Origin of the sequence: Granulicella paludicola (genome assembly GCF_025685545.1) — a bacterium.
GTDB lineage: Bacteria > Acidobacteriota > Terriglobia > Terriglobales > Acidobacteriaceae > Granulicella > Granulicella paludicola.
The window spans coordinates 293610-307999 of record NZ_JAGSYC010000026.1 but is presented as its reverse complement, the minus strand read 5'-3'; the positions used below and the strand labels follow the sequence as shown (position 1 = coordinate 307999).

The window sequence follows — 14390 nt, the reverse complement described above, 5'->3', positions numbered from 1 at the left end:
AGTACGTTACGTGGCTATCAACACCGATCAAAAGATGACAGAATCCCGCCCCAGCAAAGGCAACCCGCCCGCTCATCAACGGCGCAATAAACTTTTGAAGATCGTTGGGATCGTTCTTGGAATTCTTCTTGTAGGTGGTTTAATCACGGCAGAATACGTCGCTCACCACGCAGCTCCGCTGCTGCGCAAAGCAGTCATCGATTCGCTGGAACAGCGTTTCCACGAACGCGCTGAACTCGACGACCTGGATGTGTCTGTGCTCCATGGCCTGCAGGTCGAAGGCCACGGTCTCCGTCTCTACCCCGCGCCAGAAGTCCATCAGCCCGTCGTCAGCATTCAAACCTTTACCTTCTTTGAATCGATGGATGACCTCTTCCATCTGCGCGAGCGGGTCGATACCATCTACGTCACCGGCCTCGAACTCCGTGTCCCACCGCATACCGGGCACTCTATCGCTGCGCCAAAGATTCCGCATTCGCCTCTCAAACTCGTTGTAGGCAAAGTCGTCTGTCGCGATGCGCTGCTCGTCATCGAGACGGACAAGCCGGGTAAACTCCCCTTGCAGTTCCAGATCGCTTCGCTCACCTTGCAGGACTTCGGCACCACGCAGCCTTTCGCCTATCAGGCAGACCTCATCAACCCCAAGCCGAAGGGCCGCATTCAGGTTCACGGCCACATCGGTCCATGGCGTGCCGACTCTCCGCGCGACACCTTCGTTGATGGCGATTACACCTTTACCAACGCGGACCTCAACACGATCAAGGGTCTCGGCGGTCATCTCGATTCCACCGGCAGCTTTACCGGAGTCCTCAGCAAGCTCATCGTCGATGGCACCACGCACACGCCGGACTTCTCGCTCGACATCGGCAATCACCCTATGGAGCTGGACACAGTCTTCCACGCCTTCGTCGATGGCACCACCGGCGACACCACGCTGGCTCCCGTCACCGCAAAGCTCGGTCACTCTGACTTCCTCGCCTCCGGCAGCATCGTGCGTGTGCCCTTCAAAGACGGCGAGCCCGGCAGCATCGGTCACGACATCAACCTCAAGGTCGACATGAAGCATGGCCGCATCGAAGATCTGCTGGAACTCGCCGTCAAGAGTGAGCCTCCGCTCATGAACGGCGCCCTGGTCATGCAAGCAAACATTCACGTGCCCCCCGGGCATGTTCGTGTTATCGATAAGCTCGATCTGCGCGGCACGTTGCACATCAATGGCGTCGAGTTCACCAGCAAAGGTCTGCAGGACAAGATCGATGGCCTCAGCATGAGAGCCCAGGGCAAGCCCGAAGATGCTGGCGCCGCAGGCCGCGATCGTAAGCCCGAGGTCGCTTCGCAGATGCAGGTGCAGTTCGTTCTGGCAAACAACATGCTCACCGTCGACACCCTGCACTACGATTTGCCCGGAGCCAACGTGCAGATGGTTGGCGCCTACGCCCTCAACTCAAAGATCTTCAACTTCGAAGGCCACGTCCGCACCGACGCCAGGGCCTCCGAGATGACTACGGGCTGGAAGGCAGCGCTGCTGAAGCCATTTGATGGCTTTTTCGAAAAGAATGGCGCGGGTCTGCAGCTTCCCATCTCCATCAGCGGCGTCAACAGCGACTACAAATTCGGTCTGCACGATAGCAAACAGACCGCCGAACAGATGGCTGCTGCGTTGCGTAACACAAGTCGTTGACCCGCCTCAATCGAGACACGCACCGCCTCACCCTGCTAACGTGAAGGAGTGGCGATAGTCTCTCCACTGTGATTTCAATGCCAGCCCAGCAGCAAACCTTCTTGGAGTTCGACATGCCCTCTGAGCCGCGACCAGACCCAGCAGCGCGCAAGCCCGACCCCGCGCCTGCGCCTCTCTGGCTGCAGCGTCTCAGCCTCGTCGTGCTCGTTCTCTTCTGCTTCTACATCGGCGGCCTGCTCGCCGTGCTGCCGTGGTCGCCGCGCTACTGGACCGCCAACGGTTGGGTCGTCGCACATCCTGCCATCGACTCCATCGTGCAGCAGGGCTGGGTGCGTGGACTCGTCTCCGGCCTCGGCCTTATCGACATCTGGATCGGCGTTAGCGAACTCCTCCACTATCGCGACTACCGCGGCTAGCCCATAGCCCACTCCTCAAATAGTGTCATCCTGAGCGGAGCGAAGGACCTGCTTCTCGAACCGCAACGGAAGAGTCATCTCGACCGGAGGTGGCTTTATCGCCGTAGTGGAGAGGCCGGCTTCTTTCGCAAGATGCTTCCAGAGCGACCCTTCTTCACCCAAACCCGCCCCTCCGTGGCGTAGATTAACCAAGTTATGTCTGACGCCCCGAACATCCCGAAGCTGCCCCCTGATCCACTCGCCTCCGCGCCCCTCGCCTACGAGAACGAAGAGTTCATCAACTCCCCCGACGGCCGGATGATGCGCATCATGTCGGAGTACTACGAGCCGCAGGCCCGCTTCCGCCGCGAGCGCATCCAGGACACCGTCGTCTTCTTCGGCTCCGCCCGTTTCCGCTCCCTGTCGGACGCCAATAACGAGCTTGAGCTGCTCGACAACACCGGCTCCACCCAGCCAGCACCGGAGTCCGAACAGCCTACGCGCTCCGGCGAACCTGAGACGACCGAGTTGAAGCGCACGCGCGCCGAAGCCGCCGTCGAGATGGCCCGCTATTACGAGGACGCTCGCTCGCTTGCCCGCATGATGACCGCATGGGCCAGGACGCTGCCCGGTCGTCGCCATCGCTTCGTCATCACCTCCGGCGGAGGCCCCGGCATCATGGAAGCCGCCAATCGCGGCGCGTGGGAGGCCGGCGGCAAGACCATCGGCCTAAATATCAAGCTCCCGTTCGAGCAATATCCGAATCCTTACATCACACCTGCGCTCAACCTCAATTTCCACTACTTCTTCATGCGCAAGTACTGGTTCGCGTATCTGGCCAAAGCGCTGGTTGTCTTCCCGGGAGGCTTTGGCACGCTCGATGAGATGTTTGAACTTCTCACGCTCGACCAGACACACAAACTCTCCAAGCCGATCACCATCGTCATCTACGGCTCCAGCTACTGGAAGAACGTCATCAACCTCGAACTGCTCGCCGAGAAGGGCGCTATCGCGGTCAAGGACCTCGACCTGTTCAAGTTCGCCGACACCCCCGAAGAGGCCTTCGCGCTGCTCAAAGACGGCCTCACGAAGAACCACCTCACCGGCTCTGAAGCTCCGGGTGAGGGCACCGTACCCGAGGAACCTGAGGTTAGCGCACAGGAGATGCTGGGCCCGGATATTGCGAAGACGAGGTCGTAAAGACAGCGATGAGTGGCTGGTTCCAAGTGGCAAATGCCGTTCTTGCGTATCACTTGGCACGAGTCACTTCTCACTGTTTCAATAAAGCGCGTGGCCCCGCCAGCACAAAATCCAGAACCACCCGCGGCAGCAGTTTCCAGTCCCCACCCGCTGACTCCGCCCCCGTAATCAGCAACCCGCGCCGCTGCGCATACCAGTTGAACCCTGACCCGAAAGCCGCCATTACGAACGAAGCGATCAGCCCCGTCTTCATATGCGGAGTTCCCGCCAGGTGATGCACCGTGCTCTGCACCGTCAGTAGTAGGGCAGGCACCCCCAGCCACACCGCGATCCCTGTTGCCCATACCGGCTGCGCATGGCGAATCCTCTGGGTAATCGCAGCGAGCACTCCCGCCGCAACAATCGCAAAGCCGGCCTCCACCAGGCTCGCCCGCAGCGCCGAAGCATGACCCGCCCGCAGGTTCGTCGCGAAGAACACCGTCGCGCGAATACACACGCTGATCAGCGCAGCCTTCCAGTTCCACCCCGTCAGCAGGTTCGTCACCGGCCGCCGCACAATGTCCCGCAGCGCCGCGCCTAAGGTCTCACCCACCGCCGGTTCCTGCCTCGCACTCATCCCCGCAGGCTATAGCAACGGAGTGAACCCAGCAAAAATATCTGTCATCTCGACCGAGGCGAAGCGCAGTGGAGAGACCCGCATATTTTCAGTAAGCTAAAGCCGCAGGCGCGAGCGCACCCACTTCTGTCTCGTCTTTTCTCCTGGCTCCAAACTGAACGTAACAAAACCCCGTCTGTAAACCCACAAATTCACCCCCGATTGCAGCCCGGCGATCCTCCAACGCGATATCCTCTACGCGCATGTGGTTCGCCTCAGACACTCCCAAGCCGCGCATCGCCTACTTCCCCGACAGCTTCCACGAGGTCAACGGCGTCGCCCACACCAGCCGCAACTTCGCCGCCTGGGCCCGCCGCAACGACGTCCCCATGCTCTGCGTCCGCGCCGCCGACCCCAAGAAGAACAAGACGCATGTCTGCGAACCCGACGGCTCCGTCACGGCGCTCGAACTGGGTCGCTCCCCGCTCGCCGTGCAGCTTGAGCAGGACCTCTACTTCGACCCACTCTTCTTCCGCTACTCCTACCTCATCTCCGAGACCGTTCGAAACTTCCGCCCGGACATCATTCACATCACCGGCCCCAGCGAACTCGGCTTCTTCGGTCTCTACTTTGCCTGGAAGCTGCAGATCCCCATGGTCGCCAGCTGGCACACCAACGTCCACGAGTATGCTGCCCGTCGCCTCGGCTGGCTCTCGAATCGATTCAGCGCAGCGACTGCCATGCGCCTCGAAGACAGCGTAGAAGGCATCACGCTCAAAGGCACCGGCCTGCTTTATCGCTACGCCAAAGTTCTCTATGCTCCCAACCCCGGCCTCTGCACGCTGCTCGAATCGGAGACCGGCCGTCCCTGCCACCTCATGCAGCGCGGCGTCGAAACCGACACCTTCACGCCCGCCAAACGTACCCGCCCCGCTAACGACAACGAGCTCATCCTCGGCTTCGTCGGTCGCCTGTCGGTAGAGAAAAACGTAGCCTTGCTTCCCAGGATCGACGCCGCGCTTCGCTCCCGCGGCATCCACCCGAAGTGGCTCATCGTTGGCCACGGCGCCGAGGAGGAGATGCTCCGCTCCAGCCTCAAAGATGTCACCATGGCGGGGGTCCTGCGCGGCGAAGCTCTCGCCGAGGCCTACGCCAACATGAACCTCTTCATCTTCCCCTCGCACACCGACACCTTCGGCAACGTCGTCCTCGAAGCCCTCGCCAGCGGCGTCCCCGCCATCGTCACTCCCAACGGTGGCCCAGCCACCATCGTCACCGACAACCTCACAGGCCGCATCGTGCCCGACGAAGACTTCGCCACAGCCATCGCCGCTCTGCTAGCCGATCCCGCCCACCTGGAATCCATGCGTCATGCCGCCCGCACCCACGCCCTGCAATGCTCCTGGGACGCCGTCTTCACCCGCGTAGTCGAGGCGTATCCATCGCGTTCTTGAAATTACTTCTAAGGTTGTCATCCTGAGCGCAGGCGGGGCCCCAGCGAGCGTTTTTTGCTCGTTGGGGTGCAAGCGAAGGACCTGCTGTCTGACAGCGCCACCTCGTTTGCTTGGCCCGGCGAACTCTAGTGGTACAGCTCTCCTAAAAACACCCCATATGGCGGCAACGACAGATTGTCCGTGCTCTGCACCGACTCCGCCGTCGCGGTTGCGCTCAGCAGGTTTCGCAAAGTCCCCGTCTTGATGTGCTGCCGCGTCAGCTCTTCATTCAGCGACAGCTTCAGCGGAGCCCCGGACAAGTTGCACACCGCAATGATCGCCGTCGACCGCGAATCCTTCGCCGGCTGTCGCACCCACACCACGGCGCCCAGATCGTCATAGTCCAGCAGTAGCTCCGCTCCATTGCGCAGCGTCGGGTTGTCATGGTGCAGCTGAATCAGCCGCCGATACAGCTGCAGCAGCGACTCCGTATCGCCCTCTTCCTTCGCCACATTCAAGGTCGTTGCATCGGCAGGAGCCGCCTGCAGTAGCTTGCCACTCGTAAACCCTGGCAGCGTGTTCGGGTCGACTACCAACGGTGCAGGCACCACCTCGCCGTCAGCGTTCTTCACGACGGGTGCAGCCTTCGGCGGCGGCACATACGGCTTGAACGTCGCAAATCCATCTTTATCCACCTGCGCTGGCGTATTGTCGACGACCGGGGCGGGCTTGGCCTCTTCCACCGGCTTCGGAGCTTGCGTCACATTCGCCGGAGTCCACTGCATGACCTCGGCACTATCGCCCGACTCCACCGGCAGCATCCCGATCTCCTGCCCATAGCGCACTGAAGCCGCACCACGCGATGCCAGAAGCACCATCGCAAACGCCCGTCGCCTCCCATCCAGCGCTGCCACGTTCGCTTGAGCCAGCAGCTCCTTCGTCGAAAACAGTTGCTCTGCCAGAAATAGCGCCGTCCCCGTCGGAGCGGCATTCACCCCATTCAGAGCCGCGCGGATCGTCTTTGCCGTCGCATTCGTCAGCTCCAGTGGCACCTGCGTTAGCTGTGCTCCAGTTGGGACAGACCCACCGCGCATTCGGGTCACTACGGGTACCTGATCCAGGTCGATCGCATGGATCGTGCTCGGAGCGGGATTTGTCCCTGTCGCTGCCAGCAGCACCCGAGATCCCGGAAAGCCATCCGTTACTCCGCGCAATCTGTGCAGCAAGCCAGCCACGTCATTCGCCGGTCGGGCACTCCGCAACAGCACCCCGGCAGCTCCACGCGTCAGCCACATGCGCGCTTGTCCCACCACGGCATCATCGGTGTTCGGAGCCACATTCCCGCCGCCGTCCACAACCACCAGCACACGAATCTGAACCGGCGCCGCGGCACTTACTACGTCATCAAACCCATTGCCATCGCCCAGCTTATCCAGCACAATCGCGTCCACACCCAGCGACTGCAGGTAGTTCATGCGGCTGGCAACGCCCTTCAGGTCGCCCACGCCATCCCCATCCGAGTCCTGAAAACCCCGCACATCCACGCGGTACATCACCGCATTGCGCCACCAGGCCTCGGACATCATGCCCGAGCCCTGCCAGCCAGGCCGCGCTAGCGTCTGCGCTCGCAGTGAGTAGTTCGAACCGAAGAGCATCGCGCCCGCACACAGCGTCAGCGCACTAAACCGAAGAGAGGGCCGTTTCAACAGGGAGTAAGTCCGCATAAACAAAGTTGTCGCGCTCGACGATCTCACCCACGCGTACGTCTATGCTACGCGACTTCCCCCCGCCCACGAACGCTGGTCCAGCGCTTACGAACGTATGAAACTCCCCACGTTCTCCACACGGGTCCACACCCGCAGGCAGGTCAGCCAGCAGAGCCTCATCGAACAGCCGCCCCGCGAAGCTGCGGTCCAGCTGCCGGGGATCGACACAGGTCAGATGCGCTCGCATGCCCGCAGCGATCATCGCTCTCGCCAGCTCGTCCGTCGGAATCTGCCAGCAGGGAAAGATCGGTTCCAGCCCCGTCTCCGCCAGCTTCGCCACCCGGTAGGCTCGAATATCTTCCAGAAACAGATCGCCAAACGCGATCCCCACGAGGCCCTCCTTCACCGCGCGTGCACACACCGCCGCCATCCGCGTCTCGTACTCCTCATTCGAGCACGGCCACGGCAGCGGCACCTTCCACACCGGCAAGTTCACGGCCTCCGCCTGCCGGTCCAGCAGCTGTTCGCGAAACCCGTGCATTGCCACGCGCGCAAACTTTTCGTTCACGGTAGTCAGCAGCCCTACGACTTCGTACTCCGCCTGCTCCCGCAGCAGATGCAGCGCCCACGCGCAGTCTTTGCCTCCACTCCAACTCAGCAGAATCCGCTTGCCCATGCTCCCATCGTATGCGACGCCAAAGGAAAAGGCGCTCCACCACGGTCAGTGATGGAGCGCCTCTTGATCCCTAGCCCGAAGGCCTCAACTACATTCCCAGATACGTTCTGTACCGAGTCTCAACAACACCGGTATTCCGAGCGAGCATCAGCTTTGCCACGTTGTATTGATAGAGCGACTGGACCAGCTGTGCCTGCGCGCTCGTCACCGACGACTGCGCATCCACAACTGGCAGACTGTCATCCACGCCCGCGCTGAAGCGGTCCTGCTCATCGGAAAGTTCCTGCTTCGCAAGGTCCACATTGCTCTGTGCGACCTTCACCAGCTCCTGCGCTGTGTTTACGTCCAGCATCGCTGCCCGAATCTGCGCATCGATCGTCACACGCAAATCGCTCTCTCGCTGCTGCACAGCTCGAAGCTGCGCCTCCGCAACCTCCTGCTGTCCACGCTGCGCTGCCTCGTTGAAGATCGGGAACGTGAGGCTGCCTTCAGCGTTGAAGTTGCCATGGTAGCTGCCCGTCGTCTGCCCGATGACTCCATAAAAGCCATTGAACGCCAGCACCGGCAACCGCTGATACTTCACGGCCTTCGAGATATGGTGATCGAGCTTGTCCTCTTCCTGCAGGCTCAGGTAATCCTTGCGGTGAGCGTACGCCGTCGCCTTCGCGGTCGCCAGATCCATGCTCGCCAGGTCCTGATACGGAGTCTTGTCTGTCAGTTCCAACTCCTGCCCTACCGGGATACCGAGTACCCGCGCCAGCTGAATCTTGTCTTTCGCGAGCGTGTCCTGCGCCGATACCAGATCCTGCACGCGCTGCTGGTACTGCACCTCAGACCGCAGCGTATCCAGGTGAACGCCCACCCCTGCCGCCTGCTTCTCAGATGCCTGATCGAACAACGTCTTCGCCGACTTCACCTGCGCCGTGTCGTTCTCAATATTCGCCTCGTCGGCCAGAACGTTCAGATACAGGCGTCCCACCGTCAAAACCACGTCGCCGCGGTCCGAAAGCATCTGCAGATCGACCACGTTCGTCTCGTTCTTGGTGCCACGGTATAGCTCGAAGTCCGTCAGGTTGAACAGCGTCTGGCTCATCTTCACGCTCGCCTGCGTTACATCCACCTTCACGATCGTCGCGATCGTATAGCCCGGAGGAATCAATCCGGTCGCGCTCAACTTCCCAATCTCCGAGCCACCGAAGCCCATAGCCGCCAGGTTCAACTCCTGCGCGTTGCTGGAGGCGTTGATAGTCAGGTTCGGGATGAGTACATTGACCACGCCCAGCGTCAGTCCGCGCACCGACTTCTGGTTCTGACGGTCATACAGCAGGCGGATGTTCCGCTGCAGTCCCAGCGAGATCGCATCATCGAGCGACAGCCGTACCGGGCCGCTCGTCGGCAACTCCATCGCCAGCCCATTCGGGACTGGCTGGGTCGCGAACTTCAGCGTAAATCCATCACCCGCAGGCCTGCCCAAAGCTTCGTCAGCCTGTGCCCGCGCCTCGGCGCTCTTCACCGCGCTCGGAGCAGAGGGAAGGTCCTGCGTCGTCTGGGCAGATTTCTGCGCGTAGCCTGCTCCCGCAGCCAGAAAAGCCATCGCTGCGGTCGGTGCCAGCAGCTTCCACTTTGAACTCGTCATCATCACTGTCTATTTAGATTGCCACGGCCCCTGCCGGGATGCGAAATGGTGCAAGAAAACCGCACTCTGCACCACATGCCTCAACCTCGGTGCAATTCCTGGCTTTGGCATTCCGTGGCATAGCGGAGGAATTTGCATTTCGCCCCGCCCCACTCACACCTTTACTGCACCCCTAAACTCCGCTGCGCCTCTGCCAGTGTCTTATCTGTGGAAGGCTTCCAACCTGTCTTGATCTCGTCCGCATTCTGGCTGATGTTCTTGAACAGCAGAGCGCGACCCCCGATATGCACATGGTTCTCCACAATCTGCCAGTGGCCCGGCGCGACGGGCCGTCGCTCGACGTCGAAGGTGCCACCCTGATCCAGCCTGCCCAGCAGACCGTAGCCGATCTTCACTTCATGGCTCAGCTTGCCTCGCAAGCTCTTGATGCGGTCGCCATCGCGCGCAATCACCATCTCGCCTTCCATGGCCGCAAGCACCCGTGATTCCATGGTTGGCGGCTTGAAGGCAGGATTCGGCTCGTAACGCAGCGTCGTCTCCTCGGGAGTCTGCGTCGCCACCGACCAGGTAAAGGCATCCGGCAGCATCTTCAGGAATCGCTCCGCCTGAGCGTCGTCATGTTGTCCATCGCGCTGGGCTTTAGCTTGCTCGTCGGGGCTGTCCACGTACTCTCGAATCCGCTCCTTCTCCTTGCGATCTTCCGCAGGCGTCAGCTCATGGCTGTTGATCGCGATCAGTCGGCGCAGCTCCCCTTGCGGCGTCTCAATGGCGTCGAAGGTCTCAGCTTTCGAGGGAGAGTTGCTCTGGTCCCGATACCGCCAGTTGCTTTTATCCGTATTGTTTGCACGAAGTTCGGAGAACACAGCACCACGCACAAGTTCCTGTGCCGACGTGCTTTCAACGACCGGGGCCTCGCTCGGTTCGGCAAACAATAGCCCACAGGTTAGGGCCATGGCGGCAATGAGAGCGAGTAGAGACACAACTTCTGGAGTACGACGTGTCGATGAAAAAGGCCGTTGCATACTATGCTCTTGGATGCATCCTTGGCTACTTTTCGTCGCCTGCTTCTCGCATCCCGGTGTTTACTCCACAATAACCTTCACGAACACTCCATCTGGCAGTTCGGCCCCGCCAAGCAGGTGAATGGCCCCGCCGCGCGTAAATCCGCGCAGCATCTGTGGCGCTTTCGGCGCTTGCGCGGCGCTGGGTGTCTCTGGTGCGGGCTCCCGCACACGGGCCGCACCCCCTCCACTGCTCACTGGAACCGGCGACCTCCCGGTCCCCCGATCCATCGCCTCGTTCGCCAGCCGGTCAGCATCCTTGTTCTTGTGCCGAAGCGCATGGCTGATCTCGAACCCGTCCAGCAGTGTGATCCTCTTCCGTGCCTCCTCCCACAGGGGGCGCAGGTCGGGTGAGTTCACCTTGTACTTGCCCTGGATCTGCTTCACCATCAGCTCCGAGTCCGACACAACCCGCAGCCTCCGATGCCCATGCTCGATCGCCCATTGCAGGCAGGCCAGCAGCCCGGAGTACTCAGCATAGTTGTTCGTCCGGTGCCCGAGAAACTCCGAGATCTCCGCCAGCTTATGTCCAGCAGCATCCGTCACCACCGCCCCAAACCCTGCTGGCCCGGGATTTCCCCGCGCTCCACCATCGCAGTGTGCCAGCACCCAGCTGGTTGCATTCTTGGACGAGTCGGCGGTATCGGGAAAAAGAGAAGACATAAGCTCCAGTCTAGCTGAGGCTCTGTGACCTTATTCCACCATCCCGTTCCATACATAGACCCAGCACGAAAGCCGCTCTCCGCGATCCATCGCGACCTCGGCCTTCACCCGCAAAAAGAGGCTTTCGGCGGGTTTTGAAGCCTCAAAACCCTCATAGGCGTCGAGCCGGGTGAACGCATTCTCCGGCACCGCAAACACCGTGCCGCATATGTTCTCAGCATCATGCGCCAGCACCACCCCGGGATAGGTCCCGAAGTCATGCAGCCGCCCGCTCACGCTTCCTCGGCCTATTTCTGAAAATCGCTGCACGACATCCGAGATCTCCGTGGGAGCCCGTTCCGGATGCAGCGTTCCGTACACAAACAGCAGCTCCGTCATCGCATTCTTGATTCCATCGACCGTATTTTCAGCCTATTCAGCATTCTCGACCACCAAACCATAGTTTCGCTCACCTTCTCCACACCCCTCACGTCTATCCGAGTGTAGTTACCCTGACTCCGGAGTCAGACCAAGCATGAGCAGTGAAGCGATCCAACTCACCGGCGATGGCCGGCGACGCCCCAGTCCCTTTGCCCTCGGTCTCCTAGAAACCGAAGCAGCGGCGATCGAAGTAAAATCAGCGGGTATGCCCCGCATCGCCGCCCAGTCCGGTCTCCGTACCAAGCTCTCTGCAGAGCAGGCGGAAGCTCGCCAGCAGCAGCGTGCGGAAGACGACGACCTCATTCGGGCTGCCCAGGCCGGGGAACGCTCTGCCTTCGACGCCCTCGTACGGCGCTACGATCGCAGTGTGCTTCGCCTCGCCCTGCACATGCTCGGCAACGAACAGGACGCTCAGGATGTGCATCAGGAGGCTTTCATCAAGGCCTACCGGCACCTCTCGAACTTCCGCTTCGAGTGCTCGTTCTACACGTGGCTCTACCGGATCGTGACGAACCTTTGTCTCGATCAGCTGCGCCGCCGCAAGAGCCGCCGCGAAGATCCCGGCACCGTTTTGGACTCTTCCGGCGAAGAGATGGACCTCATGGCCAGCGTGCAAGACGAGCGCGCCTCGGCCAATCCGGCCCGCGAGCTGGAACGCAAGACCATGAACGCGGCTATCCAGAGCGCGCTCGATGAACTCACTCCCCGCGAACGTACGGTGTTTGAGCTCAAGCACTACCAGGGTTTGAAGCTTCGGACCATCGGCGAGATGTTGTCGACCACCGAAGAGACCGCCAAGAACACGCTCTTCCGCGCTACGCGGAAGCTTCGGGCAAGGTTGGCGGACGCGCGATAGCAGCGCGACATACGAGAGGGTTTACGGAATGACGCAACAACGCCACAACTCGGGCAGGATCAAAATGACCCGCAGTGGCTCTACAGCAATAACTTTCGAGGCTGGCTTAGAGGTACGCATATGAAGTGTGAGATCGCGCAACAGAACATTATTCTCGCCCAGTACGGCGAGCTGCCTGATGAGTATCAATTCCCCCTGGAGCAGCACCTGAACACCTGCGACGACTGCCGTCGCGAGTGGAATGCCACGCTCGCTTTGCAGGAAGACCTGGCTCTCCTGCCCATGGTGGAACCTTCGCCCAACCTTCTGGCAGCCTCGCGCATGGCCCTCGATGAGGCGCTTGACGCCATTCCCGAGCGCTCGGCAGGACAGCGCTTCTGGGGCAATGCCATGCGCTGGTTTGGCAACATCCAGAGCGCTCCTGCTCTCGCTACGTTGCTTATCGGTGTCGGCTTTCTCGGCGGCAATTTTGTTGCCCGCTACCAGGCTGCGAACGCGCCCAAGCTGCCCGCCCCGGTCATTCTTTCGAATCCCAGCGCTGGCTCCATCGCCAGTGTCTCCGGCATCGTGCAGACCCCGAGTAAGGACATCGTGCAGGTGCAGTACAACCGCCTTGTGCCTGAGACCGTTCAGGGTTCGCTCGACGACCCGCAGATTCGCCAGCTTCTGATGCTGGGCACACATCTCGCCTCCAACAGCGAGGTCCATGCACAGTCCGTTGGCCTGATGGCCGATGCCTGCCGCACCCCGCAGGGCTGCGTCGGCGGACAGGATGGAGCCGACGAGCTGCGTAAGGCTTTGCTCACAGAGTTCCGCTTCGATAAGAGCCCTGCCGTCCGTCTGAAGGCGCTCGCTGGTCTGCAATCTTACGTAGGTCAGGATGAGCAGGTACGTGATGCGCTGCTCGATTCGCTGATGCATGACAAGAGCGCCGATGTTCGCGCTCAGGCCGTCTCCATGCTCTCGCCTGTTCAGGCAGACTCCAGCGTTCGCCAGGTGCTGCGCACGGTCTCGTCGCAGGACGTGAATCCGGCCATCCGCAACGCCTCGTTCCAGGTGCTGCAGGGCACGGCGAACATCGAGTAGCCGCGGCGCTTCTAGGACCATCAGCGGGCCACCAGGCAAAGAATGAACGGCAGCGAACCAAGGGGCAAAGAGTGGAGTTTCGTATCAACCGATTGACAGCCGTCACGCTTGCGTTCTCGCTGGCCGCCGTCGTACCGGCGCTTGCGGCCACGGGTCATGCGCGCGGTGCGGGCGCGCGCTCCACTCCGCAGCGTACCCCCGGCTATCTCGGCATCGTCTTTCACGATAACAACGGCCACGGCGTCGAGGTGGTGCTCGTCGACCACGATGGGCCCGCAGGCAAGATCGGCCTGCGCCAGCATGACATCATCCTCAGCATGAACGGGCAACCGACGAACAGCATGGTCGCCCTCAGCCAGATGATCCACGAGTCCGCACCCGGCCTGAAGATCGCGCTCGTCATCGAACGCGAGGGGCAAACCTTGAAAGTGAATACGCTGATCGCCGATCGCAGTGAGGTCGAACGCAGCGTACGCCTCCGCGTCGCTGCCGATGCCGCCGTCCCGCAATCCGATCCGCCCGTTACCGAGTTCGCCGAGGACGCCTCTGCCGAACCAGCGCCCGCCAGCGGCTCAACCAGCAAGAGCTTTGTGAAGTCCATGCTCCACATTGCGCCGTTTACCGGCCTTGGGCTGGAAACGATGGAGCCGCAGCTCGCCGACTATTTCGGTGCTTCCCAGGGATTCGGCTTGTTGATCCAGACAGTCATGCCCAACAGCCCTGCCGCCTTTAGCGGCCTGCGCGCAGGCGATGTCCTGCTCCGCGCCGATAGCGCTCCCATCAAGACAGCGTCGGACTGGAATAAGCATCTCCGCGCCAACCAGGGCCAGCCGATGACGCTGACCATCCTGCGCGACAAGCATGAGATCAGCATCAACCTCACGCCCGAGTCGCGCCACCACTCCTCGTTGGAGTGGCCGAAGAGCTTCGAGACTCAGTTCTTCCAGACCCTGCGCTAGAATCTCCAGCAACGCTCAATTTT

14 protein-coding genes are annotated in these 14390 nt (G+C 61.1%); 7 read left to right on the top strand and 7 right to left on the bottom strand.

The features are described 5' to 3' along the window. The first annotated feature begins 10 nt into the window (after positions 1-10). The 3 genes from OHL14_RS16870 (at position 11) to OHL14_RS16860 (ending at position 3276) form a co-directional block, all read left to right on the top strand. Positions 11-1681 (top strand): AsmA family protein, encoded by a 1671-nt coding sequence (locus OHL14_RS16870; RefSeq protein ID WP_263380545.1) that lies wholly within the window; start codon positions 11-13, stop codon positions 1679-1681. Between the two features lie 113 nt (positions 1682-1794). Continuing rightward, on the top strand, positions 1795-2097 hold the full coding sequence (locus OHL14_RS16865; protein ID WP_263380544.1) for a hypothetical protein: 303 nt from the start codon (positions 1795-1797) through the stop codon (positions 2095-2097). A 195-nt stretch (positions 2098-2292) separates the two neighbouring features. Beyond that, the gene (locus tag OHL14_RS16860) at positions 2293-3276 is read left to right on the top strand and encodes an LOG family protein (protein ID WP_263380543.1); all 984 of its coding nucleotides are present in this window, start codon (positions 2293-2295) and stop codon (positions 3274-3276) included. 70 nt (positions 3277-3346) lie between these two features. On the opposite strand, the gene OHL14_RS16855 is transcribed toward OHL14_RS16860, so the two are convergent. Continuing rightward, positions 3347-3892: a hypothetical protein gene (locus OHL14_RS16855; RefSeq protein WP_263380542.1), complete on the bottom strand. Its 546-nt coding sequence runs from the start codon at positions 3890-3892 to the stop codon at positions 3347-3349. 242 nt (positions 3893-4134) lie between these two features. Between OHL14_RS16855 and OHL14_RS16850 the strand changes: the two genes are divergently transcribed. Then, positions 4135-5325: a glycosyltransferase gene (locus OHL14_RS16850; RefSeq protein ID WP_263380541.1), complete on the top strand. Its 1191-nt coding sequence runs from the start codon at positions 4135-4137 to the stop codon at positions 5323-5325. 125 nt (positions 5326-5450) lie between these two features. Here OHL14_RS16850 and OHL14_RS16845 read toward each other — a convergent pair whose 3' ends face one another. The 6 genes from OHL14_RS16845 to OHL14_RS16820 all read right to left on the bottom strand — a co-directional run bounded on the left by OHL14_RS16845 (position 5451) and on the right by OHL14_RS16820 (position 11424). Continuing rightward, positions 5451-7028, bottom strand: coding sequence for an alpha-amylase family glycosyl hydrolase (locus OHL14_RS16845; protein WP_263380540.1), 1578 nt, complete (start codon positions 7026-7028; stop codon positions 5451-5453). Further along, entirely contained in the window at positions 6985-7686 is a 702-nt protein-coding gene (locus tag OHL14_RS16840) for an adenine nucleotide alpha hydrolase (protein WP_263380539.1), read from the bottom strand. The genes OHL14_RS16845 and OHL14_RS16840 overlap by 44 nt, the downstream gene beginning before the upstream one ends. Positions 7687-7774: 88 nt before the next feature. Then, positions 7775-9325, bottom strand: coding sequence for a TolC family protein (locus tag OHL14_RS16835; protein ID WP_263380538.1), 1551 nt, complete (start codon positions 9323-9325; stop codon positions 7775-7777). Between the two features lie 158 nt (positions 9326-9483). Next, entirely contained in the window at positions 9484-10275 is a 792-nt protein-coding gene (locus tag OHL14_RS16830; protein WP_263380537.1) for a hypothetical protein, read from the bottom strand. 129 nt (positions 10276-10404) lie between these two features. Next, positions 10405-11046, bottom strand: coding sequence for a ribonuclease HI family protein (locus OHL14_RS16825; protein ID WP_263380536.1), 642 nt, complete (start codon positions 11044-11046; stop codon positions 10405-10407). 30 nt (positions 11047-11076) lie between these two features. Further along, positions 11077-11424 carry a gamma-glutamylcyclotransferase family protein gene (locus OHL14_RS16820; RefSeq protein WP_263380535.1) on the bottom strand — a complete coding sequence of 116 codons (348 nt, stop codon included), beginning with the start codon at positions 11422-11424 and terminating at the stop codon, positions 11077-11079. Between the two features lie 136 nt (positions 11425-11560). Here OHL14_RS16820 and OHL14_RS16815 point away from each other — a divergent pair, with 136 nt between their 5' ends. From OHL14_RS16815 to OHL14_RS16805, 3 genes are all read left to right on the top strand, one after another. Next, positions 11561-12322 carry an RNA polymerase sigma factor gene (locus OHL14_RS16815; protein WP_263380534.1) on the top strand — a complete coding sequence of 254 codons (762 nt, stop codon included), beginning with the start codon at positions 11561-11563 and terminating at the stop codon, positions 12320-12322. A gap of 120 nt (positions 12323-12442) precedes the next feature. After that, entirely contained in the window at positions 12443-13408 is a 966-nt protein-coding gene (locus OHL14_RS16810) for a HEAT repeat domain-containing protein (RefSeq protein WP_263380533.1), read from the top strand. 71 nt (positions 13409-13479) lie between these two features. Next, positions 13480-14367, top strand: coding sequence for a PDZ domain-containing protein (locus tag OHL14_RS16805; RefSeq protein ID WP_263380532.1), 888 nt, complete (start codon positions 13480-13482; stop codon positions 14365-14367). Positions 14368-14390: the final 23 nt, after the last annotated feature.